Annotated in this window: 30 protein-coding genes; 19 read left to right on the plus strand and 11 right to left on the minus strand. The window is 54.1% G+C overall.

Going from position 1 to position 26,975, the window contains the following annotated elements; translation table 11 throughout:
* The first annotated feature begins 58 nt into the window (after window positions 1-58).
* Entirely contained in the window at window positions 59-808 is a 750-nt protein-coding gene (gene yjfP, locus RT340_RS02100) for an esterase (protein ID WP_211728482.1), read from the plus strand.
* Window positions 809-855: 47 nt separating this feature from the next.
* On the opposite strand, the gene RT340_RS02105 is transcribed toward yjfP, so the two are convergent.
* Window positions 856-1,062, minus strand: coding sequence for a hypothetical protein (locus RT340_RS02105; protein ID WP_034829327.1), 207 nt, complete (start codon window positions 1,060-1,062; stop codon window positions 856-858).
* A 383-nt stretch (window positions 1,063-1,445) separates the two neighbouring features.
* Here RT340_RS02105 and rpsF point away from each other — a divergent pair, with 383 nt between their 5' ends.
* From rpsF to rplI, 4 genes are read left to right on the plus strand one after another with little or no spacing between them, the layout of a single operon-like run.
* On the plus strand, window positions 1,446-1,841 hold the full coding sequence (rpsF, locus tag RT340_RS02110) for a 30S ribosomal protein S6 (protein ID WP_034829324.1): 396 nt from the start codon (window positions 1,446-1,448) through the stop codon (window positions 1,839-1,841).
* A 6-nt stretch (window positions 1,842-1,847) separates the two neighbouring features.
* Window positions 1,848-2,165, plus strand: a complete 318-nt coding sequence (gene priB / locus RT340_RS02115) for a primosomal replication protein N (RefSeq protein ID WP_034829319.1) — start codon at window positions 1,848-1,850, stop codon at window positions 2,163-2,165.
* Between the two features lie 4 nt (window positions 2,166-2,169).
* Window positions 2,170-2,397: a 30S ribosomal protein S18 gene (gene rpsR / locus RT340_RS02120; protein WP_000135199.1), complete on the plus strand. Its 228-nt coding sequence runs from the start codon at window positions 2,170-2,172 to the stop codon at window positions 2,395-2,397.
* Window positions 2,398-2,438: 41 nt separating this feature from the next.
* The gene (rplI, locus tag RT340_RS02125; RefSeq protein ID WP_034829315.1) at window positions 2,439-2,888 is read left to right on the plus strand and encodes a 50S ribosomal protein L9; all 450 of its coding nucleotides are present in this window, start codon (window positions 2,439-2,441) and stop codon (window positions 2,886-2,888) included.
* A 58-nt stretch (window positions 2,889-2,946) separates the two neighbouring features.
* Here the strand turns inward: rplI and RT340_RS02130 are convergent, their stop codons facing one another.
* Window positions 2,947-3,603: a LysM-like peptidoglycan-binding domain-containing protein gene (locus tag RT340_RS02130; protein ID WP_211728483.1), complete on the minus strand. Its 657-nt coding sequence runs from the start codon at window positions 3,601-3,603 to the stop codon at window positions 2,947-2,949.
* A gap of 214 nt (window positions 3,604-3,817) precedes the next feature.
* Here RT340_RS02130 and fklB point away from each other — a divergent pair, with 214 nt between their 5' ends.
* Window positions 3,818-4,438, plus strand: coding sequence for an FKBP-type peptidyl-prolyl cis-trans isomerase (fklB, locus tag RT340_RS02135; RefSeq protein ID WP_038644441.1), 621 nt, complete (start codon window positions 3,818-3,820; stop codon window positions 4,436-4,438).
* Window positions 4,439-4,496: 58 nt separating this feature from the next.
* Here the strand turns inward: fklB and RT340_RS02140 are convergent, their stop codons facing one another.
* Entirely contained in the window at window positions 4,497-6,443 is a 1,947-nt protein-coding gene (locus tag RT340_RS02140; RefSeq protein ID WP_211728484.1) for a bifunctional 2',3'-cyclic-nucleotide 2'-phosphodiesterase/3'-nucleotidase, read from the minus strand.
* 293 nt (window positions 6,444-6,736) lie between these two features.
* On the opposite strand from RT340_RS02140, the gene cysQ reads away from it, so the two are divergent.
* The gene (gene cysQ / locus RT340_RS02145) at window positions 6,737-7,483 is read left to right on the plus strand and encodes a 3'(2'),5'-bisphosphate nucleotidase CysQ (RefSeq protein ID WP_160834420.1); all 747 of its coding nucleotides are present in this window, start codon (window positions 6,737-6,739) and stop codon (window positions 7,481-7,483) included.
* A gap of 111 nt (window positions 7,484-7,594) precedes the next feature.
* Here cysQ and RT340_RS02150 read toward each other — a convergent pair whose 3' ends face one another.
* Window positions 7,595-8,149 carry a YtfJ family protein gene (locus RT340_RS02150; RefSeq protein ID WP_211728485.1) on the minus strand — a complete coding sequence of 185 codons (555 nt, stop codon included), beginning with the start codon at window positions 8,147-8,149 and terminating at the stop codon, window positions 7,595-7,597.
* Between the two features lie 313 nt (window positions 8,150-8,462).
* On the opposite strand from RT340_RS02150, the gene RT340_RS02155 reads away from it, so the two are divergent.
* The gene (locus RT340_RS02155; protein ID WP_031280153.1) at window positions 8,463-8,669 is read left to right on the plus strand and encodes a DUF1107 domain-containing protein; all 207 of its coding nucleotides are present in this window, start codon (window positions 8,463-8,465) and stop codon (window positions 8,667-8,669) included.
* Window positions 8,670-8,756: 87 nt separating this feature from the next.
* On the opposite strand, the gene RT340_RS02160 is transcribed toward RT340_RS02155, so the two are convergent.
* Window positions 8,757-10,094, minus strand: a complete 1,338-nt coding sequence (locus tag RT340_RS02160) for a hemolysin family protein (protein WP_034829259.1) — start codon at window positions 10,092-10,094, stop codon at window positions 8,757-8,759.
* Between the two features lie 449 nt (window positions 10,095-10,543).
* On the opposite strand from RT340_RS02160, the gene RT340_RS02165 reads away from it, so the two are divergent.
* The 3 genes from RT340_RS02165 to RT340_RS02175 are packed head-to-tail and all read left to right on the plus strand — an operon-like array spanning window position 10,544 to window position 16,406.
* The gene (locus RT340_RS02165; RefSeq protein WP_313373799.1) at window positions 10,544-12,283 is read left to right on the plus strand and encodes an autotransporter assembly complex family protein; all 1,740 of its coding nucleotides are present in this window, start codon (window positions 10,544-10,546) and stop codon (window positions 12,281-12,283) included.
* On the plus strand, window positions 12,280-16,050 hold the full coding sequence (locus tag RT340_RS02170; protein WP_160834417.1) for a translocation/assembly module TamB domain-containing protein: 3,771 nt from the start codon (window positions 12,280-12,282) through the stop codon (window positions 16,048-16,050). The genes RT340_RS02165 and RT340_RS02170 overlap by 4 nt, the downstream gene beginning before the upstream one ends.
* 2 nt (window positions 16,051-16,052) lie before the next feature.
* Window positions 16,053-16,406 (plus strand): gamma-glutamylcyclotransferase, encoded by a 354-nt coding sequence (locus RT340_RS02175; protein WP_034829253.1) that lies wholly within the window; start codon window positions 16,053-16,055, stop codon window positions 16,404-16,406.
* 54 nt (window positions 16,407-16,460) lie between these two features.
* On the opposite strand, the gene ppa is transcribed toward RT340_RS02175, so the two are convergent.
* From ppa to RT340_RS02190, 3 genes are all read right to left on the minus strand, one after another.
* The gene (ppa, locus tag RT340_RS02180) at window positions 16,461-16,991 is read right to left on the minus strand and encodes an inorganic diphosphatase (protein WP_034829250.1); all 531 of its coding nucleotides are present in this window, start codon (window positions 16,989-16,991) and stop codon (window positions 16,461-16,463) included.
* A 100-nt stretch (window positions 16,992-17,091) separates the two neighbouring features.
* Window positions 17,092-17,541, minus strand: coding sequence for a DUF441 domain-containing protein (locus RT340_RS02185; protein WP_038644476.1), 450 nt, complete (start codon window positions 17,539-17,541; stop codon window positions 17,092-17,094).
* A gap of 71 nt (window positions 17,542-17,612) precedes the next feature.
* Window positions 17,613-18,026, minus strand: a complete 414-nt coding sequence (locus RT340_RS02190; protein ID WP_097119504.1) for a lysozyme inhibitor LprI family protein — start codon at window positions 18,024-18,026, stop codon at window positions 17,613-17,615.
* A 171-nt stretch (window positions 18,027-18,197) separates the two neighbouring features.
* On the opposite strand from RT340_RS02190, the gene RT340_RS02195 reads away from it, so the two are divergent.
* A complete protein-coding gene (locus RT340_RS02195; RefSeq protein ID WP_058959570.1) occupies window positions 18,198-19,757 on the plus strand; it encodes a methyl-accepting chemotaxis protein in 1,560 nt (519 codons plus the stop codon).
* Between the two features lie 17 nt (window positions 19,758-19,774).
* Here RT340_RS02195 and RT340_RS02200 read toward each other — a convergent pair whose 3' ends face one another.
* Window positions 19,775-20,065: a helix-turn-helix domain-containing protein gene (locus RT340_RS02200; RefSeq protein WP_097119505.1), complete on the minus strand. Its 291-nt coding sequence runs from the start codon at window positions 20,063-20,065 to the stop codon at window positions 19,775-19,777.
* Between the two features lie 92 nt (window positions 20,066-20,157).
* Here RT340_RS02200 and RT340_RS02205 point away from each other — a divergent pair, with 92 nt between their 5' ends.
* Window positions 20,158-20,415, plus strand: coding sequence for a helix-turn-helix domain-containing protein (locus RT340_RS02205; protein ID WP_097119506.1), 258 nt, complete (start codon window positions 20,158-20,160; stop codon window positions 20,413-20,415).
* Window positions 20,416-20,466: 51 nt separating this feature from the next.
* On the opposite strand, the gene fbp is transcribed toward RT340_RS02205, so the two are convergent.
* Window positions 20,467-21,471 carry a class 1 fructose-bisphosphatase gene (gene fbp, locus RT340_RS02210; RefSeq protein WP_313373805.1) on the minus strand — a complete coding sequence of 335 codons (1,005 nt, stop codon included), beginning with the start codon at window positions 21,469-21,471 and terminating at the stop codon, window positions 20,467-20,469.
* Between the two features lie 166 nt (window positions 21,472-21,637).
* Between fbp and mpl the strand changes: the two genes are divergently transcribed.
* Window positions 21,638-22,993, plus strand: a complete 1,356-nt coding sequence (mpl, locus tag RT340_RS02215; protein WP_045832883.1) for a UDP-N-acetylmuramate:L-alanyl-gamma-D-glutamyl-meso-diaminopimelate ligase — start codon at window positions 21,638-21,640, stop codon at window positions 22,991-22,993.
* A 111-nt stretch (window positions 22,994-23,104) separates the two neighbouring features.
* Here the strand turns inward: mpl and yjgA are convergent, their stop codons facing one another.
* Window positions 23,105-23,653, minus strand: coding sequence for a ribosome biogenesis factor YjgA (gene yjgA / locus RT340_RS02220; protein WP_034829237.1), 549 nt, complete (start codon window positions 23,651-23,653; stop codon window positions 23,105-23,107).
* Window positions 23,654-23,769: 116 nt separating this feature from the next.
* Here yjgA and pmbA point away from each other — a divergent pair, with 116 nt between their 5' ends.
* The 5 genes from pmbA (at window position 23,770) to RT340_RS02245 (ending at window position 26,960) form a co-directional block, all read left to right on the plus strand.
* On the plus strand, window positions 23,770-25,110 hold the full coding sequence (pmbA, locus tag RT340_RS02225; protein ID WP_097119507.1) for a metalloprotease PmbA: 1,341 nt from the start codon (window positions 23,770-23,772) through the stop codon (window positions 25,108-25,110).
* 194 nt (window positions 25,111-25,304) lie between these two features.
* A complete protein-coding gene (gene cybC, locus RT340_RS02230; protein ID WP_038644492.1) occupies window positions 25,305-25,691 on the plus strand; it encodes a cytochrome b562 in 387 nt (128 codons plus the stop codon).
* Between the two features lie 254 nt (window positions 25,692-25,945).
* Window positions 25,946-26,284 carry a glycine dehydrogenase gene (locus RT340_RS02235; RefSeq protein WP_034829231.1) on the plus strand — a complete coding sequence of 113 codons (339 nt, stop codon included), beginning with the start codon at window positions 25,946-25,948 and terminating at the stop codon, window positions 26,282-26,284.
* A 17-nt stretch (window positions 26,285-26,301) separates the two neighbouring features.
* Window positions 26,302-26,658 carry an SFCGS family glycine-rich protein gene (locus tag RT340_RS02240; RefSeq protein WP_009087404.1) on the plus strand — a complete coding sequence of 119 codons (357 nt, stop codon included), beginning with the start codon at window positions 26,302-26,304 and terminating at the stop codon, window positions 26,656-26,658.
* A 2-nt stretch (window positions 26,659-26,660) separates the two neighbouring features.
* Window positions 26,661-26,960, plus strand: a complete 300-nt coding sequence (locus RT340_RS02245; protein ID WP_097119508.1) for a DUF4312 family protein — start codon at window positions 26,661-26,663, stop codon at window positions 26,958-26,960.
* Window positions 26,961-26,975 lie beyond the last annotated feature (15 nt).

The raw sequence follows: 26,975 nt of genomic DNA on the forward strand, positions 1-26,975 counted from the left end.
GTTTTGTCGCTCAGCGCTTACACTGTGACGGGTGATAATCATTCTCAACGGAGGCGGTATGATTGAGTTGGCAACGGAAAACCTGGCAGGTATTGAGTGTATCCATGCGGCTCCCGCAGGACAGCGGCAGGCACGGTTACCCACCATCCTGTTTTATCACGGCTTTACCTCATCCAAAGAAGTGTACAGCTACTTCGCGGTGGCGCTGGCGCAGGCTGGGTTCCGCGTCGTGATGCCGGATGCCGACATGCACGGCGCGCGCTACAACGGGGATACTGAAGCGCGTATGACGCACTTTTGGGAGATCCTCAAACAGAACATTGACGAAGTACCACAGTTAGAAGCGGCGCTGCGTGAGAAAGATTTGATTGCCGATGAGCGCTTTGCAGTGGCTGGTGCTTCGATGGGCGGCATGACGGCGTTGGGCGCGATGGTGCGCTATCCGCAGATTCATAGCGTCGCTTGTATGATGGGCTCCGGTTACTTTATGCAGCTCAGCCACACGCTGTTCCCACCGCTGGTGGCGCGCACGCCAGAACAGAAAGAGGCCTTCGCTGCTCGCCTCGCGCCGCTGGCACCTTACGATCCCAGCCAGCAACTGGATAAGCTGGCCAATCGCCCGCTGCTGTTGTGGCACGGTGAAGCCGATGAAGTGGTGCCGTTCGCTGAAACCGTCCGGCTGGAGAAAGGGCTGCGTGAAGCCGCGTTGAATGAAAAAATGACTTACCTGTCGGAAAAGCACATCGGCCACAAAATCACGCCTTCAGCCCTGACTGCACTGGTGAGTTTTTTCAAACATCAGCTGTAGAAACAACTCGGGCTGGCAAAGTGAGCCAGCCCGTTACGTCATCCGATTTACAGTTGTGAAGACAGACGATCTGCTGCACTGGTATTCGCACTGACTGGGTTACTGCCAGGCGCATCCAGCCGGTTGACATAGACATAGCCTGAAGCCGCATTGCTGCTGTTACTTCTCATCTGCTGCGCGTAGTCAGCGGAGCTGGCGAAAGCGGGTGGAGACAGGAAGAGACCCAGTAAAGTGGCGAAAATGATGGTTTTCATATTCGACTCCTCACTCCAGGGATTACACTCTCAGACGCCGCGAATAAGCCAAACCGTTGCGCCTGTAAATAGTTTAGTTCTTCGCCACATTGATGCCAGATCGCCCTGTTGAACGCCTCCATCAGCAATTTTGAATAAACCCTCGCTAACCCGCTGAATCTTAATCCTTAGCACAAAAGGTGCGCTTAACTGGCACGACCCACGCGATTTGATGAATTGTGCGCTTGAGTTTCCAGGGGGACGCCAGTATGATTACGCGTCAATTTTTCAGCTGCATTCAGAGGTGTGTTTCATTTAAATGATTCACAACCTATAACGTTCCTTGCTTCCATGGGCCGCAGCTGACCCCGACAGGAGGCTGAATAATCCGTAAGGAGCTATCGATGCGTCATTACGAAATCGTATTTATGGTCCATCCTGACCAGAGCGAACAGGTTCCAGGTATGATCGAGCGTTACACTGGTGCTATCACCGGTGCACAGGGCACGATTCACCGTCTGGAAGACTGGGGCCGCCGTCAGCTGGCTTACCCAATCAACAAACTGCACAAAGCTCACTATGTTCTGCTGAACGTAGAAGCACCGCAGGAAGTGATTGACGAGCTGGAAACTAACTTCCGCTTCAACGACGCCGTTATCCGCAGCATGGTTATGCGCGTTAAGCACGCGGTAACTGAAGCATCTCCGATGGTTAAAGCGAAAGATGAGCGTCGTGATCGTCGCGAAGACTTCGCTAACGAATCATCAGATGACTCAGATGCTGGGGATTCTGAAGAGTAATCCGACATGACGGCAAATCGACTGCGCCTGTCAGGCACTGTGTGCAAGACGCCAGTTCGAAAAGTCAGTCCGTCAGGGATTCCTCACTGCCAGTTCGTGCTTGAGCACCGTTCTGTGCAGGAGGAGGCCGGTTTTCACCGGCAAGCCTGGTGTCAGATGCCGGTGATTATCAGCGGCAGCACCCATCAGGTGATTACTCAACATATAACGGTCGGTACGCAACTCGTTCTCGAAGGTTTCATTAGCTGCCATCAGGCACGCAATGGTCAGAGCAGAATGGTGTTACATGCCGAGCAGATTGAATTGATAGATTCTGGAGACTAGCCAAATGGCACGTTATTTCCGTCGTCGCAAGTTCTGCCGTTTCACCGCGGAAGGCGTTCAAGAGATCGACTATAAAGATATCGCAACGCTGAAAAACTACATCACCGAAAGCGGTAAGATTGTCCCAAGCCGTATCACCGGTACTCGTGCAAAATACCAGCGTCAGCTGGCTCGCGCTATCAAACGCGCTCGCTACCTGTCTCTGCTGCCGTACACTGATCGTCATCAGTAATCGGGCACGGTCCATTAATACGACTTTAAGAGGATAAGGTAATGCAAGTTATTCTGCTTGATAAAGTAGCAAACCTGGGCAGCCTGGGTGATCAGGTTAACGTTAAAGCGGGCTACGCTCGTAACTTCCTGGTTCCACAGGGCAAAGCTGTTCCTGCTACCAAGAAAAACGTTGAGTTCTTCGAAGCGCGTCGCGCTGAACTGGAAGCCAAACTGGCTGACGTTCTGGCTGCTGCTAACGCACGTGCAGAGAAAATCAATGCACTGGGCACCGTTACCATCGCGTCTAAATCAGGCGACGAAGGTAAACTGTTCGGTTCAATCGGTACCCGCGACATCGCTGATGCAGTAACTGCAGCTGGCGTTGAAGTGGCTAAGAGCGAAGTGCGTCTGCCAAACGGCGTTCTGCGTTCTACCGGTGAGCACGAAGTTGACTTCCAGGTTCATAGCGAAGTGTTCGCTAAACTGGTTGTGAATGTAGTGGCTGAGTAATTTTTTACTCGGTAACGCGAAAACGCCGGCCATGTGCCGGCGTTTTTGTATCTGCGATTTACTGAGCGCGGATAAAGCTGCCGTCGGGCTGGCGAGTAAATAACACCGGGCCGTTGCTGCCATCCACCGTTAATCCTGTCACCACGCCTTGCGCGTTCTGACGAACCTTCACCTGCTGGCCATTCTTCAATGCGCTAAGCGGCCGATCGTCACCCTCGACGCGTGCCATCGCGAACACATCATTCACCGGCAGATTATTGTCGCGGAACAACTGTGCCAGCGTCTGACCTGATGCCACCGTGTAGTTATGCCATTCGCCCTGAGAATCGGTTTTCGGTTGGGTGTTCTGCGGCTGCTTGTTATCGTAAATCTCTGCCTGTAACGGCACCTCTTTGCTGCTGTTATCTGCCGGGCGCTCAATCGGATATTGCGGCGTACTGCTCGGCCAGAGAAACGCTAATAGCAGAACCAGTAAGGCAATCACAATGCCACGGCGATGGAAGGCCGGTAGCGGGTTCATCCAGCGCACATCATCCAGCAGATGCCATACGCGCAGCAGCACGGCGGGAACGCGGGAAGGGGTATCAGAAGCCATTCGTGAATCCTCCTCGCTGGCGGCCTTGCGCGAAAATTGCGGCAGCCAACGTTGCAACCTCGATAAAGTAAAAGCACGCGGTGCGCGCGTCCTGCGGCGTCGTGGGGCGATCTGGCCCATGTATTCTCTCTTTCTTAGCGCTGTACGACGAAAACGTTGCCACAGCTATAGTATGGGCAATGCGGGCGCGAAGTGCCTGCCAGCATTGAAAAATTTGACCTGCGTATTGTTTCTCTTTCCCTGGTAAATGTCATCTGCGGCGCTGCAGATTTTACGCCAGCCGCCTGCGCTGTTATGCTGCCGTTTCTATTTTCTCCGGGATTAAGGAATCAAGATGACCACCCCTTCATTCGACAGCGTCGAATCACAAGCAAGTTACGGTATCGGTTTACAGGTCGGCCAGCAGCTGCAGGAATCTGGACTGCAGGGCCTGCAGCCAGAAGCACTGCTCGCGGGTCTGCGCGACGCGCTGGAAGGGAACTCACCGGCTGTGCCTGTTGACGTGGTACATCGCGCGCTGCGTGAAGTGCACGAACGTGCAGAAGGCGTGCGCCGTGAGCGTGTGGAAGCCATGGCGGCTGAGGGCCATAAATTCCTGGAGCAGAATGCGCAGCGTGAAGGCGTGAGCAGCACGGAATCTGGTCTGCAGTTCAGCGTAATCGCTCAAGGTGATGGCCCGATTCCATCACGTCAGGATCGTGTCCGTGTACACTACACAGGCAAACTGATCGACGGTACGGTATTTGATAGCTCAGTGGCACGTGGCGAACCGGCTGAATTCCCGGTAAGCGGCGTGATCGCGGGCTGGATTGAAGCGCTGACCCTGATGCCAGTGGGTTCTAAGTGGGAATTAGTGATTCCACAAAACCTTGCCTACGGCGAACGCGGTGCTGGCGCATCCATCCCGCCATTCAGCACCCTGGTATTCGAAGTCGAGCTGCTGGAAATTCTGTAATCTGAATTTTTCGTAGTGGATGGCCAGTCGTGAATGACTGGCCATTTTTTTGCCAATCTTACTGCTTCTGCAAATCTACCTGCCAAATCGCAAAACCGATCTCGTCACTGCCCACGGCTTTCATCGGATAATCAGCGTACTTCTCAATAAACTGCGTGGCTTTCTCGCCCGGTGCGGTTTCAAAGCGAATATCCAGCGGCGTATCACTGTGAATCGGCGCTAAACGCCAGTTATGATCGGCCTGCGGTTTCACTTCGCCGTGTACTTTGGTTTCGCTGCTGATATAAGCCGCGACCACTGAACGGTTCTCATCTGGTGAAGCAAACGCCACGTATTTATCGCCGGTGCCGGCAAACTTCCCGCCGTAAGCACGATAGTTGTTAGTGGCGACGAGGAATACCGCATTAGGGTCGATGGGCTTACCCTGCCATGTCAGATCCTTAATGCGTGAAGCGTCTTTGTTAATCAACGTACATTCGCCGTCATAGCGTGCAGGCTGCGTCACATCGATTTGGTAATCGACGCCATCAATCACGTCGAAGTTGTAGGTGCGGAAATCCCAGTTAATCAGTGCCTGCGGTTTACTGCTGTGCGGATCGATCTGATTAAACTGCGCGGCTGAGCATTCCAGCCACTCTCTCACCTGTGCACCGGTGACTTTCATCACCACCAGGGTATTCGGATAAAGATACAGGTCGGCGGCATTGCGGAAGGTCAGTTCACCTTTCTCTACTTCGGTATAGCTGGCGGGATCGTTTTTACGCCCACCGGCTTTAAACGGTGCGGCAGCCGAAAGCACTGGCAAGCGGCCGAGATCGGGATCGCCCTGAATAAAGTGCTCAACATAGGCGCGCTGGGCATTATTCACGATCTGCACAGTGGGATCGTCCTGCACCAGCGACAGATAGCTGTACATTACATCGGCGGATTTACCGATAGGCTTAGCAACAAACTCACGCGTGGCACGGTGATCCTGCTCCAGCACTTTCACCAGACCGCTGTCTTCTGCGGCCAGTGATTTTTTAGCAACCGGATCGTAAATGGGCCGCGCTTCAGCCTTGCCCTGCATGACCTGCCACTTGCCGCCTTCGTTATTCAGCACCAAATCGACCACGCCGAGATGATCGCCCCACATGCCGGGCATCACTGCCGGAACACCGTTCAGCGTGCCTTGAGCAATGTCAGCGCCTTTAATGGCTGCGAACTCTTTGCTGGGGAACACCGCATGCGCGTGACCAAACATAATGGCGTTAATCCCTGGCACCTGGCTGAGGTAGTAGACGGAATTCTCTGCCATGGCGTGATAAGGCTCACTGCTTAAACCTGAGTGCGGAATGGCGATGATTATTTCAGCACCTTTTGCGCGCATTTCCGGCACATAGCGCTTCGCTGTTTCCGTGATGTCATCAACGCGCACTTTGCCCTGCAGATTGTTGCGATCCCACACCATAATCTGTGGTGGAACGAAGCCGATGTAGCCAATTTTTAAGCGATGCGGGTTACCGCTGCGGTCGGTAACGGTGGTTTCTTTGATGAGATAGGGGGTTAACAGCGGTTTTCCGCTTTTTTCATCGATAATGTTGGCATTCACATAGGGAAAGCGTGCCCCGGCAATCGCTTTCTGCAGATAGGGTAAGCCGTAATTGAATTCGTGATTGCCTAAGTTGCCTACTGCGTAATCCAGCGTGTTCATCGCTTTATATACCGGATGCACATCGCCTTTTTTCAGCCCCTTAGCGGCCATGTAATCGCCCAGCGGGCTGCCCTGAATGATGTCGCCGTTATCGACCAGCACACTGTTTTTTGCTTCTGCGCGTGCCTGTTGAATCAGCGTGGCGGTGCGCACCAGGCCAAATTTCTCAGTTGGTGTGTCTTTGTAGTAATCGAAATCCATCATATTACTGTGTAGATCGGTGGTTTCCAAAATGCGCAGATCCACTGTAGCGGCTTGCACCGTGGCCGCCGTCACACACAGCGCCAGTAACGACATGCTCGCTTTGAACATGATTTGCTCCTTGTCTGATCTAATGGGCCTCTCAAAATAATGTAAAACAATGACGAATTATCATTTCAATTTGTGATGTGTCTCAGACTTTCACGCATCAGCAGGCTTCGCTGTCCGCTAAAAAGGGATTCAGTATCACGCCATAGCCGCCAACCTTGAACTATGGTATTGATAATCATATAGATTGCCGTTTCAGACAGTTCAGCCGCTAAGCATGGGAACACAACTGCTAAAATGTGTAGAGGTGAGCTGTTGATGTCTGACAGGCAGAATCAGCGGAAAAGAGGTGAAGAATGTTAGATAAAATTAGCCAATTGGCGCGTGAAGCAGGCGATGCGATTATGCATGTCTATGCGGGTGAGCAGCCGATGGATGTGACGCGCAAGTCAGATGATTCGCCGGTCACGGCTGCCGATCTCGCGGCGCACAAAGTCATCGTGGAAGGGTTGGCCGCGCTCTCCCCAGAAGTGCCGGTGTTATCAGAGGAAGATCCGCCGAGCTGGGCGGTGCGTCAGAACTGGAAAAAATATTGGCTGGTGGATCCGCTGGATGGCACCAAAGAGTTCATCAAGCGCAACGGTGAATTCACCGTCAATATTGCCCTGATTGAAAACGGCAAACCGGTGTTAGGTGTGGTCTATGCGCCCGCGTTGGGTGTGATGTATTCGGCCGCTGATGGCAAAGCCTGGAAAGAAGAGGGCGGCCATAAAACGCAGATTCAGGTGCGCGAGGCGCGTCCACTGCTGGTGGTTGTCAGCCGTTCGCATGCAGATAAAGATGAAGAGCTGAAAGAGTATCTGACGCAGTTAGGCGAACATCAAACCACGGCAATTGGCTCTTCACTGAAATTCTGTCTGGTGGCGGAAGGTAAAGCGCAGCTCTATCCGCGTTTTGGGCCAACCAACATTTGGGATACCGGAGCAGGTCACGCGGTGGCGATTGCGGCGGGAGCCCACGTGCATGACTGGCAGGGTAAAACTCTCGACTACACACCACGCGAATCCTTCCTGAATCCGGGTTTCCGCGTCTCGCTGTTTTAGTTCCTGACGCGCACTTTGCGAAAGAAGCCTGTGTTTTCGCTATTCATTCCGGGATGAATATAGAACACAAGCCGGGCAACACAGGGTCGCCATTAATGGCGACCTCCGTTTTTACTGCAACAGCTCACGGATGAGTTTCATCGCCTGCTGCACTTCATCCTGCGTAAGTGCACCCTCTTTGGCATATCGCACATGCCCGGTCTTATCCAGTACCACAATTGCCGAACCCCCTTTCTCCAACTGCCAGACCTTACGCACGTTGCCGTTGCTGTCGACGATAAATTGCGACCACGGATATTGCTGCTTGTTGCTCTCAATACTGCTGCGCACAAACATCCCCGTGCCGGGAATCGCATCGTCGGTGTTCACAATGGTGGTAGTCTGGTAACGGTCATGCGGGAATTTCGCCGCTTTGATCGCCTCAATCAGCGCGGCATTCTGTTCTTTGGCCGAAGAACGCCCGGCAATATGTAAGATGACACGCACTTTTCCACTCAGCTGCGCGCTATTCCACGGTTGGTAGCTAAACTTATCTTGTTGATAAAGCAGTTCGCCTCTGTCGCTCACGCCCACTGGCGGAACACGATCGCCGATCTTAAAAGCATGGGCTGAGACAAGGCTGGGAACCAGCAGTGCCAGGGCTAACACAGAGTGTGCCAAACGCATGGTGATACTCCTTAGTGATCCGACCAGTTATTCATGTTTTTGCAATATTAGGTGTGGATGATGCGCCTGTCGCGATGAGTTAACAGCTTTGCAACCCACGCCACAATTCCTTAATGAGTGAAGGTTTATACTGGGTTTTGTGAACGGCATAACAGAGTGTTCTGTAATAATGTGTCAATTCAGTAAAAAATTCACCTTTTCGGAACATACGTAACGATTGGTGTTCTATAGTTATGCCTCATTTGCGCTTCATGGGTTCGTACCGGATTTGGCAACGACGAAGCGTAGTACATCTGTTCAGGAGTTAGACAGTATGAAAATCTTCCAGCGCTATAATCCGCTGCAAATTGCGAAATACGTAAAAACGCTTTTTAAAGGAAGGTTGTATATCAAGGATGTTGGCGCGTTTGAGTTCGATAAAGGCAAAGTGATGTTGCCCCGCGTCAAAGATAAACAGCACCTTAGCGTGATGTCCGAGATCAACCGCCAGGTCCTGCGTTTGCAAGCCGAGTACAACTAAGCAGTAAAAAAGAAAGGGCGCCATGCAATCAGGCGCCCTCAGTAGCGGCGCGAGAAATCGCGCCTTGTTTTTTTCTGCCGCCCGGTACTACGGCGACTCCAGCTCATCAGTGGCGCTCTTCGTCACACTCAGCACCGGTGGACGATCGTCAATACGCGTCACCAGCAGCTGATCGATGCGATAACTGTCGATATCTACCACTTCAAACTTGTAACCTGAGAACTTGACGAAATCGGTGCGTTTCGGGATTTTGCGCAGCATGTACATCATAAAACCACCAATGGTTTCATAGTTGCCGGACTGTGGGAAATCATCGATATCCAGCACGCGCATCACGTCATCAATCGGTGTGCCGCCTTCAACCAGCCATGAGTTCTCATCACGTGCCACAATCTGCTCTTCCTGACCCTGGCCGACCAAATCACCCATCAGCGTGGTCATCACGTCGTTGAGGGTAATGATCCCCACCACCAGCGCGTATTCGTTCATGATTACCGCGAAGTCTTCGCCAGCAGTTTTAAAGCTTTCCAGCGCTTCAGAGAGCGTTAATGTGTCCGGCACAATCAGCGCAGAGCGAATCTGCACGCCGCTGCTCAGGGTCAGGCTCTGATTGCCCAGCACGCGCAGCAGCAGCTCTTTGGAATCGACATAACCGACGATATGATCGATGTCGCCATCACATACCAGAAATTTTGAGTGCGGATGCTGGGCGATTTTGGTTTTGAGGCTGTTTTCATCTTCGTGCAGATCAAACCACACCACGTTCTCGCGTGACGTCATCGAAGACGGGACGGTACGCGATTCCAGCTCAAAGACGTTTTCGATCAGTTCGTGTTCCTGCTTACGCAGCACCCCAGCCAGTGCACCGGCTTCCACCACCGCGTAAATATCGTCGGAGGTGATGTCGTCTTTACGCACCATCGGCAGCTTGAAGATGCGGAAAAACACGTTGGCCAGCCCGTTAAACAGCCACACCAGCGGACGCATCACCAGCAAGCAGAAGCGCATCGGGTTGATTATGCGCAGCGCCACCGCTTCCGGCGCGATCATCCCCACACGCTTCGGCGTTAAATCGGCAAACAAAATAAACAGGCTGGTGACCACGGTAAAGGAACAGATAAAGCTGAGCTGATCGGCCAGTTCAGGGGCCATAAAGCGGCTAAATAAACTGCTGAAGGCGGGGGAAAACGCGGCATCGCCGACAATACCACCGAGGATGGCCACGGCATTGAGGCCAATCTGCACCACGGTGAAGAACATGCCAGGCTGTTCCTGCATTTTCAGCACGCGCTGCGCATTGATGTTGCCTTCATCGGCCAGCAGTTTGAGTTTGATCTTACGGGCAGCCGCCAGCGAGATCTCAGAAAGAGAAAAGAATGAACTGATCACAATCAGTAAAAGAATGACAAGTAAGCTATCGAGCATAAAAGATCCGTTGGGTTAATCACTTGTCATTTTTGGCCTGGGCAGCGCAGGAGAACATCCAGTATTCGCCTGTCATACAGGGCTATCCGTGCCAAAAATGTCTGCGCCATTTCGACAAGGAACGTTAACGTCGGGGCAGAAAGGAAAGCAGGTCATGCCTGCTGGGTGCTGATTATAGCAGCAGCGCTTATGCCGCCGCCAGAGGCGCGCACAAGGAGGTCGGAATAATCCGAGTGCGCTCCCCTCAGTCGCAGAAGTGCGGCTTCGGTGTTGTATCGCTCCCCCCATTTACCGACAATAGGAAATGATTTGGCTTAGTGACCATTTTTCCTCAGCCATCCGCCAAAAAGAGCGGCTATGCTGATGGGTAAGCGAGTGGTGGTGATAGCCTCCGATGAGAAATAACGCCCCTGCGGAATAAGGGGCAGGCATTATTAACAGGAGTAAGCGTGCCGCGATTGCATATTTATTGTTTGGCCAGCCTGTTGCTTGCTGCACCTGCCGTTGAGGCAGCGAAAGTGCGCTTGCAGCTGGAAGGGCTAACCGGGGATTTACAGAAGAACGTCAGGGCGCGCTTGTCCACCATTGGAACTGACGAAGTGTCGAGTGATGGGCGCTTCCAGGCGCGTGTCTCGCAGGCGATTAAAGAAGGCTTGCGGGCACTCGGTTATTACGAACCCGAAATCGATTTCGAATCACGTCCCGCGCCGCCGCAGGGCGGTCGACCGGTGCTGATCGCCCACGTTAAGCCGGGCGAACCGGTGAAAATCGGTGGCAGCCACATCGTGGTCGAAGGTGCGGCGAAAAACGATGATGACTATAAAGCCTGGGTGAAGCAGGGCACGCCGAAAATCGGCACCCAGCTCAATCACGGCGAATACGACAAATTTAAAAATGGCTTCTCCAGCCTGGCACTGCGTAATGGTTACTTCGACGGTGACTTTAAGCAAAGCCAGCTTGGCGTTTCGGTCGAAAGACGCGAAGCATTCTGGGATATCGATTACGACAGTGGCCCGCGCTACCGTTTTGGCGATGTCAGCTTCCAGGGCTCGCAAATCAACGAAGCCTATCTGCGGAATCTTGTGCCGTTCAAAAAGGGCGACCCTTACAGCTCGCGCGATTTAGCGGAATTAAACCGCCGCTTGTCAGCCACGGGCTGGTTTAACTCGGTGGTCGTTGCCCCGGAAGTCGACAAAGGTCGTCAGACCAAAGTGCTGCCGCTGAATGCCGCCGTTTCGCCACGCGTTGAAAACACCATCGAAGCCGGTGTCGGCTATTCCACCGATGTCGGCCCGCGTCTGAAAGGGACGTGGAAAAAGCCGTGGATTAACAGCAGCGGCCACAGCCTCACCGCCAGCTCCTATATTTCAGCTCCCGAGCAGCAACTCGATCTCAGCTATAAAGTGCCGCTGCTGAAGAGCCCGCTGGAGCAGTATTACACCTTCTCAGGTGGTTTGAAGCGTACCGATCTCAACGACACCAAAGCCGATACCACCACGCTGGGCGTGTCGCGCAACTGGGACAGCAGCTCCGGCTGGCAGCGCGCGGTTAACCTGAAGTGGAGTCTTGATCACTTCACCCAAGGCAGTGTCACCAACACCACCATGCTGCTCTATCCGGGCGTGAGTTTGAGCCGCACGCGTTCACGCGGTGGCTTGATGCCGACCTGGGGCGATTCGCAGCGTTATTCCGTCGATGTCTCCGATACCACCTGGGGATCGGATGTCGACTTCCTGATCCTGCAGGCGCAAAACGTCTGGATCCGTATGCTGGGCGAGAAAAATCGCTTTGTGGTACGCGGTAACCTGGGCTGGATCGAGACCAACGACTTCGACAAAGTTCCGCCGGATCTGCGCTTCTTCGCCGGGGGCGACCGCAGTATTCGCGGCTATAAATACAAAGATGTCTCGCCACGCGACAGTGACGGCAAGCTGACCGGTGCCTCCAAAATGGCCACCGGCTCGCTGGAGTATCAATACAACGTGACCGGCAAGTGGTGGGGCGCGGTGTTTGTCGATTCCGGTGAAGCGGTAAACGACATCAAACAGAGTGATTTTAAAACCGGTGCTGGTATTGGCGTGCGCTGGGCTTCTCCGGTCGGGCCAATCAAATTTGATATCGCACGGCCGATTGGCGATGACAAGGAACATGGTTTGCAATTCTATGTAGGACTGGGGCCTGAACTATGAAGCTGTGGAAAAAGGTCCTGATTGGATTCGGTATTTTTTTGGTGGTGCTGTTTGGCAGTGTGGCATTTCTGATTGGCACCACACCCGGATTGCATCTGGTGCTGAAAGGTGCCGATCGCTGGGTGCCCGGTTTATCGATCAACAAAGTCGAAGGTGGCTGGCGCGATCTGACGCTGAGTGGTGTGAAGTATGAGATGCCGGGCGTCAGCGTGGATGCTGGACGCTTCCATTTGGCGCTCAACCTGAACTGCCTGCTGCACTCGTCGGTGTGCGTGAATGACATCGGCTTGCAGGATGTCAGCGTGGTGGTCGACAGCAAGAAAATGGCCCCGGCCGCTGCACCACCGCCGCAGGAAGAGAGCGGTAGCACCAACCTGACCACGCCGTATCCGATAACGCTCAGCAAGGTCGGGCTGCACAACATCAACGTCAAAGTGGATGACACATCCATCTCGCTGCTGGACTTCACCACCGGCCTCAACTGGCAGGGTCGCGCGCTGACGTTAACCCCAACGCATATTCAAAGCCTGCTGATAGCGCTGCCGAAGGCGGCGAAAGTGGTTGATGAGCAAGTGGTGCAGCCGAAAGTGCAACAGCCGCAGCCGGATGAGAAACCCTTGGGTGAAACGCTGCAAGAGATGTTTGCCAAACCGCTGTTACCCGAACTGCCTGACTTCCAGCTGCCGCTGGATATTACCGTTCAGGAGCTGCTCGGCGAACAGCTGCGCCTGACCGGCGATAGCGATGTGTCGATTACCCGTCTGTTGCTGAAAGCCAAAACCGCTGACCGCCATCTTCAGTTAGAAACCTTTGACATCGATTCACCGCAAGGGCAGGTGAATGCCAGCGGTGATGCGCAGCTGGCGGATAACTGGCCAGTGAATTTCGCGCTGAATGGATCGCTGAATCTCGATCCGATCAAGGGCGAGAAGATCAAAATGAACCTCAGCGGGGCGATGCGTGAAGAGCTTAAGCTGGGGCTGAATCTCTCTGGCCCGGTCCGCGCACAGTTGGATGCCGCAGCGCAACCGGCGGTGGCGGGTCTGCCACTGTCACTGAAACTCACCAGCCCGGAGTTGCGCTGGCCGCTTACCGGCCCGGTGCAGTATCAGGCGGATAACCTCGATTATCAGTTCAAAGGCAAAGCCACTGATTATGTGATGTCACTGCGCACCGCTGTGAAAGGCGAAGCCGTGCCGCCGGCGACCATTGCGCTTGATGGCAAAGGCAACGTGCAGCAGTTCAGTCTGGACAAGCTGCGCGTGGCGGCACTGCAGGGTAACGTTGATTTAACCGCGCTGGTGGACTGGAGCAAAGCCATCAGCTGGCGCAGCGAACTGACGCTATCCGGCATCAACACCGCCAAACAGTACCCGGACTGGCCTGCCAAACTCGACGGCAAAATCGCCACGCGTGGCAGCCTGTACGGCGGAAGCTGGCAGCTGAGCGTGCCGCAGCTGGAGCTGAAAGGGAACGTGAAGCAGAACGCCGTCAGCGCCAATGGCTCACTCACCGGCAACAGCTATAACCAGTGGAAAATCCCGGGCATTAATATCGCGCTGGGCCGCAACCATCTGGACGTGAAAGGTGAACTGGGCGACACGCTCAACCTGGATGCCAATATCGATGCACCGCACCTGGATAACGCACTGCCGGGACTCGGCGGCGTGGCGAAAGGCACGGTAAAAGCACGCGGCACCTTGCAGGCACCGCAGCTGCTGGCCGATCTCACTGCAACCGGCTTGCGCTGGCAGCAACTGCAGATTCGTCGTGTGGCGCTGGAAGGAGATGTGAAATCCAGCGATCAGATCGCCGGTAAGCTGCAGCTGCGCGTTGAGCAACTGCAACAGGACGCGCTGAAGATCAATCTGTTGACGCTGAATGCGGACGGCAACGAGAAGCAGCATCAGCTCAAGCTGAACGTGCAGGGCGAGCCGGTCTCCGGCCAGTTGGCGCTCAACGGCAGCTTTGATCGCAAAACTGAACGCTGGCAGGGCAATCTCAACAACACCCACTTTGATACCCCGGTGGGCGAATGGCGTCTGACGCGTGCGATGGCGATTGATTACCTCAACACTAAGCAGACCGCCTCTATCGGGCCACACTGCTGGCAGAACCCGAACGCGCAGCTGTGCGTACCCGAGCCGATTGAAGCCGGGGCCAGCGGTCACGCCCATGTGGTGCTGAACCGCTTTGATCTGGCGATGATCAAACCGTTCCTCACCGATGCCACCAAACTGAACGGTGTGTTCAGTGGGGATGCGCGTGTGAACTGGACCGCCGACGGCGCGCTGCCAACCGGTACGGTCTCGCTGAAAGGTAACGGCGTGAAAGTCGAACAAGACGTGCAGGGCAACACGCTGCCGATCGCCTTTGACACGCTTAACCTGAATGCCGCGATGCGCAACGGTCGTGCCCAACTCGATTGGCTGATTCACATCGTCAACAACGGCCAGCTGAGCGGTAATGTGCAGATTGCCGATCCGCAAACCCGTCGCCAGCTGTCAGGTAATATTGGTATCAGCAATCTGTCGCTGGCGATGTTCAATCCGGCGTTGATGCAGGGTGAAAAGATTAAAGGCAACCTCAACAGCAACTTGCGTCTGGGCGGCACACTGCAACAGCCGCAGGTGTTTGGCCAGTTGGGGTTGAGCGATGTCAACGTGCAGGCCAGCTTTATGCCGGTCACACTCACCTCCGCCAATCTGAACATGGTGTTCAATGGCATGAGTTCGACGCTTAACGGCCTGTTACAGACGACGCAGGGCAACCTCAATCTGGGCGGCAATGCCGACTGGAGCCAGCTGGATAACTGGCGTGCGCGCATCACCGCGCAGGGCAACCGTATTCGTGTCACCGTGCCACCGATGGTGCGTATGGATGTCTCGCCAGACCTGGTGTTTGAAGCCACGCCAGCCGCGTTTAATCTTGATGGCAAAGTGGATATTCCGTGGGCGCGCATCACGGTGCAGGAAGTGCCGGAAAGCGCCACTGGCGTCTCCTCGGATGAGGTGATGCTGGATAAAGATCTCAAGCCGATTCAACCGAAGACCGCCGCCATTCCGATCAACAGCAACCTGGTGATCCATGTCGGTAACGATGTGCGGCTGTCAGCCTTTGGTCTAAAAGCCAAGCTGAATGGCGATCTTAAACTGGTGCAGGATAAAACCGGTCTGGGCTTAAACGGACAGATCAATATTCCTGATGGCCGCTTCCACGCTTACGGGCAGGATCTGATTGTGCGTAAAGGCGAGTTGCAGTTTGCCGGGCCGCCAGATCAGCCGTACGTTAACCTTGAAGCGATACGTAACCCGGAAGCCACCGAAGATGATGTCACCGCCGGTATTCGCGTCACCGGCCTGGCCGATGAGCCGAAAGTCGAGGTGTTCTCTGACCCCGCCATGTCGCAGCAGGAAGCGCTTTCTTACTTATTACGCGGTCAGGGACTCAGCAGTGATGGCGACAGTAATGCATTAACTTCAGCACTTGTGGGGTTAGGGGTTGCACAAAGTGGTCAGGTTATGGGTAAAATCGGCGAGACATTCGGCGTCAGTAACCTCGCGCTTGATACCACCGGTGTAGGCGACAGCCAGCAGGTGCAGGTGAGCGGTTATGTACTGCCGGGTCTACAAGTAAAATACGGTGTTGGCATATTTGATTCACTGGCGACGTTAACCTTGCGTTACCGCCTGATGCCCAAACTCTATTTGGAAGCCGTGTCCGGTCTCGATCAGGCACTGGATTTGCTCTATCAGTTTGAGTTTTAGCAATGCGAATAATTGTCTACGGCAGTTTACGGCGCAAACAGGGAAACAGTCACTGGATGACGAATGCGCAATGGCTCGGCGACCATCAGATTGAAGGGTTTGCGCTCTACAATCTGGGTCACTATCCGGGCGTCGTTGAAGATGAGGGAACCGTCTTCTGCGAAGTGTATCGCATCGACGCCAGCACGCTTGGCGAACTCGATGCCTTGCGCACCAAGAATGGCGAATACAAACGCCAACTCATCCAGACGCCTTACGGGAGTGCCTGGCTGTATGTCTATCAGCGTTCGATTGCGGGTCGCACCCGCATTGCGAGCGGTGACTGGCTAAAGCGCGACGACGCACCCGAGGCATAAATAAAAACACCGTCCATTGGACGGTGTTTTTTTATGCTTGCGAGGCAGAGAAGATTATTTCTTCTGTGCGCGCTCGTAAGAAGAGATGATTTCAGCTTTGGCCGCTTCAGCGTTGTCCCAGCCGTCAACTTTTACCCATTTGCCTTTTTCCAGATCTTTGTAGTGCTCGAAGAAGTGGGTGATCTGCGCTTTCAGCAGTTCTGGCAGGTCGTTCACATCTTTGATGTGATCGTATTCTTTGCTCAGTTTGGTGTGCGGAACCGCAACCAGTTTGGCATCTTCGCCAGACTCGTCGGTCATTTTCAGCACGCCAACTGGACGGCAGCGAATCACTGAGCCCGGCACCAGCGGATACGGGGTTGGTACCAGCACGTCAACCGGATCACCATCCAGAGACAGGGTGTGGTTGATGTAACCGTAGTTGCACGGATAGAACATGGCGGTAGACATGAAACGGTCTACAAACAGGGCGCCAGACTCTTTGTCCACTTCATATTTGATCGGATCGGCATTCGCTGGGATCTCGATAACGACATAGATATCTTCTGGCAGTTCTTTACCTGCAGGCACCTGGTTCAAACTCATCTGGCTTTCCTTCATTGGTCGTATGTTGAGTGACGGCTATTATAGCCAACTGACTCTGAAAGTATGCCCCCTTTTTGGCGTTTCGGAATGCTCCAACGGCCTACTTCGCGGTGACAAACAGCGAGACAATCCCTGCAGCAATCAGTGGTCCGACCGGCACACCACGGAAAAACGCCACGCCAATCACGGTGCCGATTAACAATCCACCAATCACTGATGGCTGCACGCTCATAAAACTGACGCCGCGCCCGCCCAGCCAGGCAACAAACACCCCGACAATGATCGCCACGATCGATTGCCAGTTAGCAAATGACTTCAGCAAGGATGAAGCGGGCAACGTCCCACTTGCCAGTGGCGCCATCACTGCGACAGTTAGAATAATAATGCCGATCTGAATGCCCTGTTTTTCCACATACGGGAAGAACTGCGACAGCGGTGTCAGCTTGATGGCGAGCAGGATCAGAATGGAAATGGTAACGGCACTGTTATGAACGAAATAGCTCAGGACGGCGAGGCAGACCAGAATGATGGTAGAGGCATAAGCAGCCATGTTTTCTCCCTGAAGATGGATGGATGCGCAGGTCAGTGCCTGCGCTGACGTTTTTTTAACGCCACCATTTATCAACAATCATCGGGATTGGCGCAACTGCCTTTGTTCATTGATTGCAACATTAAAGCCTGATTCCGCACCAGATTAACGCCCTGAGCCCCGATGGAAAGGGCTGCCATGCTGCCCTGGCGACTCATAAAATAGCTGCGGCTGGCCTCCATCCAGCTATCGCGATAGGCCAGCCACGCGCGTTGGGCAGCACGTAATTTGTCTTTAGGTTCGCCAGTTAATTTTTTCATCATCTGGTTGTACTGCATATTCATCTCTTTATCCCAGGCCTTATTGGCGCTGCCGTAGCACTGGGACATGCCCGCGGTGCTGGATTCCTTGTCCAGACACTGCTGTAGCTGCTGGTCGAGCGGATGCGTCTGCGCCATAACCATACTACTGGCGAACAGACAGGCAATCGGGAGCCACTTTTTCATCATTTCATTCCTTCATTTTTGCGCAGCGGACTTCAGAAAAGCTGAAGGGTAAGCGAACGTCGGCAGATTGACCATCAACATTGGATAAAGTTTCTGCGACCAGCTGCCGATAATCTCTCCGTTTTAGGGCCAGTGGAGTTCTGCCTTTTCATACACACGGGAATGATCATGATCAGACAACTATCAATACGTACCGCTTTACTTGCGTTGTTGGCCATCATGACGGTGATGCTGTTAGCCGTCAGCGCCATGGGCATCTATGCCATTAATGCTGGAAATCAATCTCTGGATGCGCTGAACCGCATTCAGGGGATTGAACTCAACAAGCTCTACCAAAGCCGTTCAGATTTAATGCGCGCCCGCGCCAATGCGGCGCTGGCCGTTCGTAAGATCGAAATTGGTCTGTTGGATGACGGCGCCAAAGTCACGCAGCAGGCGCAAGCCGCAGTGGACAGTTCTCACCAGTTCCTCAAAGCATTTGTCGATGCAGGCACCGTAACAGCGCATGGTAAAACTCTGGCCGATGCGATTGTGGCGACCTACAACGTCTACGATAAAGAAGGCATCACGCCCATGATGGATGCCTTAAAAAAACAGTATACCGATGAGTACTATCAGGTGCTGGAAGGCAAACAATCACAGCTGGCAGCAAACTATTCGAAGGCGGTGAATGATTTCAGTATTTACGCCGATGAAGTCTCTGCGGCACGCCTCAAGCAGGCGGCTGACAACGAAGTCCGGATGAAGGTGATGATTGGCGTGGTGATGGTACTGACACTGCTGCTAATCGTACTGGCCTGGCAGTTGTTGCGTCGCTCGCTGCTGCGTCCTCTGGACAACGCAATCCTACATCTGGAACAGATTGCGGCGGGCGATCTCTCGCAGCCTTTACCTGCCGCAGGCAAAAATGAAATTGGTCGCCTGAATCAGGCCCTTTCCGATATGCAGCTGGCGCTGCGTGATTCGGTGAGTCAGGTGCGTGAAGCCAGCATGCAGATTGATGTGGGCAGCCGTGAACTGGCGGCGGGCACTGTGCATCTGTCGCAGCGCACCGAAGAGTCCGCTGCTTCGCTGGAGCAAACGGCCGCCAGCATGGAGCAGCTGACCGCCACCGTCCGTCTTAACGCCAGTAACGCTCAGCAGGCCAATCAATTGGCCAGCAATGTGTCGACCAGCGCCGATCGTGGCGCAGAGGTGGTGGGTTACGTGATGGAGAAGATGCAGGAGATCACCCAAAGCTCTAACCGCATCGGCGACATCCTCAGCGTGATTGATGGTATCGCCTTCCAGACCAATATCCTCGCGCTGAACGCCTCGGTGGAAGCCGCGCGTGCTGGCGAGCAGGGCCGTGGCTTCGCCGTGGTCGCCAACGAAGTGCGTACGCTGGCTGGCCGTAGTGCGACCGCCGCTAAAGAGATTCGTGAGTTGATCAGCGAATCACAAACGCGTGTTAAAGAGGGCAGCGACATGGCGACACGCGCCGGTGAAACCATGGATGAAATCTCCAGCGAAGTGATGCGTGTCACATCACTGATGAAAGAGATCTCGATTGCTTCAGAAGAGCAGAGCCGTGGGATTGAGCAGGTGAATCAGGCGGTGACGCAAATGGATGAAGCCGCGCAGCAAAACGCCGCGCTGGTGGAAGAAGCCAGTGCCGCCACGCAGTCGCTGGAAGCGCAGTCACAGCAGTTGCAGGAATCAATGGCGCAGTTCCGCGTGGTCGCCGCGTAAAAACAGGTGCAACGTGCTTATGGCGCGTTGCTACTTATCTCTTCAGCAAAGCGCAGGATCATGTCTGCTAATTGGTCATCTTCTGCCAGAAAATAGGCGGCGGGGATCTCCAGCGCTTTCGCCAGCAGTTGCAGCGTCAGTAAATCGGGCTGATGCACACCGACTTCATAACGATTGATGCGCGCACTGGCGGAAAACTCTTCAATGCCAGCGGCAATCCCTAACCCTTTTTGCGAAAAACCCTTCACCAGACGCACCTGTTTCAGGCGTCTACAGAAGGTTTTTTGCAGGGAAGAGGTCGGTTTCATGCCTACGAGAATCGTAGATTTGCTGCTTGTCAGATACTACGAGTAACGTAGTATCGTTATGGCAACCTATAACGAGAACTAAGGAGAGTGACGTGGGTGAAAGCAAGCAGGACTGGCATCAGGCCGATATTATAGCCGCCTTACGCAAGAGAGGGACTTCATTAGCCGCCGTATCACGTGAAGCGGGGTTGTGTTCGACCACTTTGGGCAATGCCTTAATCCGACCCTGGCCCAAGGGCGAATGGCTGATTGCCGAAGCGATTGGCATCGCACCGGATGAAATCTGGCCCAGCCGCTACTACTCCGCGCAGGGTGAATTGATTGATCGGCAAGCAAAGCGACGAAAATAACCCAATAAAAAGCCCGCTCATTATTGGCGGGCTTTTTCAAATCACATCAGCTTATTCGTGGCTGTCCGGGAACTCACGCATAAAGCGCTCAACGTCATCCACCATCGCATCGTTACCGCAGAAGAACGGGCAACGTTGGTGCAGGGTTTCAGGCTGGATGTCGAGGATACGGTTGGCACCATCGCTGGCTTTACCACCGGCTTGTTCCGCCAGGAATGCCATTGGGTTGCACTCATACAGCAGACGCAGCTTACCTTCCGGGTGGCTGGCGGTGCTTGGGTAGAGGTAAATACCGCCCTTCAGCAGGTTACGGTGGAAGTCTGCCACCAGTGAACCGATGTAGCGCGAGGTGTATGGGCGCTTGGTGGCGATATCTTCTTCCTGACAGAACTTCAGGTATTTCTTCACGCCCTGCGGGAAGCGAATGTAGTTACCTTCGTTGATGGAGTAGGTGTAGCCTTTCTCCGGGAAGGTCATGCGCTCATGGCTCAGACAGAACACGCCCAGTGACGGATCGTATGTAAACGCATGCACGCCCACACCGGTGGTGTAAACCATCATGGTGGAAGAACCGTAAACCACGTAACCGGCCGCAACCTGCTTGTTGCCCGGCTGCATAAAGTCAGCTTCGGTGATCGGCGTACCCGGCTCACTGATGCGGTGGTAGATGGAGAAGATGGTGCCGACGGAAACGTTCACGTCGATGTTGGAAGAGCCGTCCAGCGGATCCATCAACACCACGTATTTACCGTCTTCTGAGCCTTCAAAGATGACGAACTCATCTTCTTCTTCGGAAGCGATACCGGCAACCACACCACGCGCTTTCAGGGCAGCTTTCAGTTTTTCATTCGCGAAGAGGTCCAGCTTCATCTGCTGTTCGCCCTGCACGTTTTCCACGCCGCTGGCACCGAGGATATCCACCAGACCCGCTTTGTTGATGTCGCGGTGGATAATCTTGGCTCCGAGCTTAATGGAGGAAATCAGCGCCGTCAGTTCACCTGTGGCGTGTGGAAAGTCGTGTTGCTTCTCGACGATGAATTCGCCTAACGTTTTCATAACACATTCCCTGAATCTACGATGGAGTGGCAGCAGCTTTAACACGCTACCAACGTATGAGCGCAGTTTAGCCGATTGAACTTTAAAAACCATAGTCCTAATCCGTTTCTTCCCACTCTGCTCGGGGTTACACTGTGCGCCGAACTTTTGAGTAATGGATCTCTTTATGCGTATTCACATCCTTGGGATTTGTGGCACTTTCATGGGCGGACTGGCAATGCTGGCCCGTTCGCTAGGGCATGAAGTGACCGGCTCTGACGCCAATGTCTACCCGCCGATGAGCACCTTGCTGGAACAGCAAGGCATTGAATTGACAGAAGGTTATGATGCCAGTCAGCTCGATCCGCAGCCGGATCTGGTGATCATTGGCAACGCCATGACGCGCGGCAATCCGTGTGTGGAAGCGGTACTGGAACGTAACATTCCTTACCTCTCTGGCCCGCAGTGGCTGCATGATTTCGTGCTGCGTGACCGTTGGGTACTGGCCGTGGCCGGAACCCATGGCAAAACCACTACCGCAGGCATGGCAGCGTGGATTCTGGAGGCCTGTGGCCTTGAACCGGGCTTTATCATTGGTGGAGTGCCAGGAAACTTCGAGGTTTCGGCAAAATTAGGAAAAAGTCCATTCTTCGTGATTGAGGCGGATGAATACGACAGCGCGTTCTTCGACAAGCGTTCCAAATTTGTCCATTACTGCCCGCGCACGCTGATCCTTAACAATCTCGAATTCGATCACGCCGATATCTTTGATGACTTGCGCGCGATTCAGAAGCAGTTCCACCATCTGATTCGCATCGTGCCGGGCCAGGGCAAAATCCTGCTGCCGGAGCACGATAACAATCTTAAGCAAGTGATGGCGATGGGCTGCTGGAGCGAGCAGGAAACCGTCGGCGACAACGGCCACTGGCAGGCGAAAAAACTGACGCCGGACTCTTCGCACTGGGAGATCTGGCTGGACGGCGAGAAAGTCGGTGAAGTGAACTGGGCGCTGGTCGGCGAGCACAACATGCACAATGGCCTGATGGCGATTGCGGCCGCGCGTCACGTCGGGGTGAAACCGGTGGATGCCGGTGAAGCGTTGAGCAGCTTTATCAATGCGCGCCGTCGTCTTGAGCTGCGTGGTGAAGTGAATGCCATCAAAGTGTATGACGATTTTGCCCATCACCCCACCGCGATTCTGGCCACGCTGGCGGCGCTGCGCAGCAAAGTCGGTGGTACCGCGCGTATTCTGGCGGTACTGGAGCCGCGATCCAACACCATGAAGATGGGCGTGAGCAAAAACGAGCTGGCCCCGTCTCTGGGTCGCGCCGATAACGTGTTCCTGTTCCAGCCGCACCACATTCCATGGCAGGTGTCTGATGTCGCGGAAGCCTGCATCCAGCCGGCGAAGTGGAGCGCGGATATCGATACGCTGGTGGAAATGGTGGCAAAAGAAGCCCAGCCAGGTGATTCCATTCTGGTGATGAGTAACGGCGGGTTTGGTGGCATTCACCAGAAACTGCTGGAGAGATTGGGACGTTGATGGCGTGGCGACCCTTTAATCGGGGTTGCCACTGGGTTTGATGACGCTCTGTTATTTGCCCAAACTAAAAAGGGTCGCCCACTGGCGACCCTTTTTATGCACGCGGCAAACTTACGCCTCTGCCAGCTCACGCAGATACTGGAAGATCTGACGGGTGGCTTTCGGTGGTTTGTTAGCGGCTTTCTCTTTCTGCGCATTACGGATCATGGTACGCAGTTGCTGGCGATCGGCCTGCGGATAGAGGTTAATCACTTCTGCGATCGCATCATCGCCTTTCTCGATCATGCGATCGCGCAGTTGCTCGAGTTTATGGAACAGCGCAACCTGTTGGTTATGGCGGTTCTTCAGCTTATCCAGTGCCTGACGAATCGGATCTTCATCGCGCGCGCGCAACATCTTACCGATCAGCTGCAACTGGCGGCGACGGCCTTCCTTTTTAATACGCTGTGCCAGCTCAATGGCGGCACGCAGATCATCGTCGAGTGGAATTTTGTCGAGGGAGTTTTTCCCCAGATCAACTAACTCGGCACCCAGGCGTTTCAGCTCTTCGGCGTCGCGTTTAATTTCGCTTTTGCTGACCCAGATAATCTCTTCGTCTTCATCTTCTTCGTTTTGATTATCTGGCACATCGTCGAGCCAGTCATCGGGCTGCTTGGTCATCTCTTGGCTCCCTAAAAAAAAGAGGCTAATCCTACCAGTTTATCGGGCGACTGCGAAATTGTTCTCTGAGTCTGATAGACTCAATAAATTCATACTTAAGATTAGACGGCAGGTCGATGAACGTATCTACTCAGGTTGCAGAACAACGTAAAGTGTTAGAACAGGCTGTCGCGCAGGCGCTGGAACTGGCGAAAGCCAGCACCGATGGAGCAGAAGTCGCGGTGACCAAAACCACCGGCATCGGCGTCAGTACCCGCTATGGCGAAGTGGAAAACGTCGAATTCAACAGCGATGGTGCACTTGGCATCACCGTCTATCATCAGAACCGCAAAGGCAGTGCTTCTTCAACCGACCTCAGCCCGGATGCCATCAAACGTACCGTGCAGGCGGCGATCGACATTGCGCGTTACACCTCGGTTGATCCTTTTGGTGCCCCGGCCGATCCCGATCTGCTGGCATTTGAAGCGCCGGATCTCGATCTTTACCATCCGTGGGAGATCGATGCCGATCGCGCTATCGAATGGGCTGCACAGGCCGAACAGGCGTCGCTGCAGGCTGACAAGCGCATTACCAATACCGAAGGCGGCAGCTTCAACAGCCACGTCGGCATCAAAGTGTTCGGTAACAGCCACGGCATGTTGCAGAGCTACTGCTCCAGCCGCCATTCGCTCTCCAGCTGTGTGATTGCCGAGCAGGATGGCAACATGGAGCGCGATTACGCCTACACCATCGGCCGTTCCATTAACGATCTGCAAACTGCGGATTGGGTGGGACAAGAGTGCGCACGTCGCGTGTTGTCACGCCTGGCGCCGCGCAAACTGCCAACCATGAAAGCGCCGGTGATCTTCGCGCCGGAAGTGGCGACGGGTCTGTTTGGCCATCTGGTCGGCATGATCAGCGGCGGTAGCGTCTATCGCAAAGCGACCTTCCTGCTGGATTCACTCGGCAAACAGATTTTGCCTGAGTGGCTGACGATTGAAGAGAAGCCGCACCTGCTGAAAGGCCTGGCGTCTACGCCGTTCGACAGCGAAGGTGTCCGCACTCAGGCGCGTGACATCATCAAAAATGGCGTGCTGCAAAACTGGCTGCTGACCAGCTATTCGGCACGTAAGCTTGGCTTGCAGAGCACCGGTCATGCGGGCGGCATTCACAACTGGCGCATTGCGGGGCAGGGGCATAGCTTTGAAGATATGCTGAAGCAGATGGGCCGTGGTTTAGTGGTTACCGAAATGATGGGCTCCAGTGTCAGCGCCATGACCGGTGATTACTCACGCGGTGCATCAGGCTTCTGGGTTGAAAACGGTGAAATCCAATATCCTGTGAGCGAGATCACAATTGCGGGCAACCTCAAGGATATGTGGCTCAATATGGTAACGCTCGGTAACGACATTGAAACGCGCAGCAATATACAATGCGGTTCGGTGCTGCTGCCGGAGATGAAAATCGCCGGACAATAAAGACATCGCTTCATGAAAGCAGCCCGCAAGGCTGCTTTTTTTTTAGCCCGACAATGATACCCCTTAATAATTCGCGTGACAGAAAGGCGGCAAGTGAATGAATCCTCAGGACATTACATCAGTAAGTGACTAAGGTGAGTGAGCGTAGCCAACGTGTCTGGAACCTGAAATATGACGGGAAATAAGGAATATTTATGCGTAAGCATGTGATTGCAATGTTGTCTCTCTCGCTGTTGTTCTCCTCGGCTAGCGTATTCGCCGCTGACCTGAAGAGTGATATGGATACCCTGAAAGATGGCCTGAGCGTGGTGAAGAAAACCTCTGATGCTCAGGAAATGCAAACCGCGCTCGGCAAGATGCGCCAGGCGGCGGAGGATGCTAAAAAATCCACGCCGGAAAAACTGGAAGGTCAGGCTGCCGATAGCGCCCAGATTAAGGATTATCACGCCGGTCTCGATTCTCTGATTGCGCAGATTGATGTCGTTGATCAGTTGGCGAAAGCCAACAAGCTCGACGAAGCCAAAACTGAAGCGAAGAAGTTGGAAGATATTCGTAACGCCAACCATAAGAAATTCCGCTGATAACCCGGCCAGCCCTGTGGCTGGCCTTATCTCCTCTCGCATTCCCTCCGTTTAAACGCATCGATTTCCGGCATAACCCGCATTTTTGTGACCTGTTTCGCACACTTCATGCGTAGTGCGATCTGGCGCACACACGCCCGTGGGATTTCCACTTTGAGGTGGAAAAGATGCGTCTCCACAGCCTGAAGCGGAAAGCGTAATTTCTTTCTAACGCGAATTATCTCTAATTATCCGCAGTAAACAGGAGTAGCAAGGTGAGGAGTGAAGCTGTCCCGCTGAAACCGAGTACGCCAGAAGCCATTCAGGCGTTGGCGGATAACACGTTGAAGCAGATTGCGGCGATCTACGCCGCGCACCACATCGAAGCCAATGCCGTGCAGCAGCAAATGCTGGCCTCGCATGTACGGGCGATGGCAGCGCGTTCCCTCACGGGAGAAGCCTTGCCGGAAGTGGAAGCCGAACTGTTTGAAGATATCTCGCCAGAAACCATGGCGCTGGCACAGCAGGTGGTCGATCTGTTTGGCAATCTGCCCAAAGAAGAAGCCTGGTTGTTATCGGTGCATATCGAAGTGGCGAAATCCAACGAAGCATAAATCGAGAGGAATTGAACATGGTAACAGTCGTGATTGGTGATCGTCTGGGTAAAGGTCAGAAAGTCGCAGCCGGTATTGAGAAAGCAGGCGGCCGTGCCGTGGTGGTGCCGGGCGTCGCAGCGGATATGAAGCTGGGCGATGTGATGAAAGCGGAAAACGCCGATTTCGGCATCTCCTTCTGCGGCAGCGGCGGCGCGGGTGCCATCACTGCACAGAACAAATATGGCTACAAAGCCAAACACGGTATGCGTTCGATTGATGAAGGCGTGACCGCCATCAACGAAGGCGCCACCGTACTGGGCTTTGGCTTTATGGATAAAGAAGAGCTGGGTGAACGTCTGGTGCAGGCCTGGAATAAAAAACACGGCAGCTAAGCATGAAACAGCAATACGAGACGCAGATAACGGTGCAGGGCAAAGGCGACAGCAAAGCGAAAGCCTTTTCCGATGCACTGAGCAAGGTGCAGCAGCAAGTGCTGCGCACCAGCCAAAAGATTCTGTTGCGCATTGAACCCATAGATGTGCGGGTGCTGCGCGCGCAGGAGAGCGTACGCACAGAGAAGTTCTTGTTCTTCTTTCTGGCGCGCGAACGACGGAATTACAGCGTCGAGCTGGAGATTACCGTCAGCGTCACCGTGATCGACACCGACAAGGTGGATTTCATCGCGACGAAATAAAAACGACAACAAAGG

It is taken from the genome of Pantoea sp. CTOTU50773, assembly GCF_032082325.1.
GTDB lineage: Bacteria > Pseudomonadota > Gammaproteobacteria > Enterobacterales > Enterobacteriaceae > Pantoea > Pantoea communis.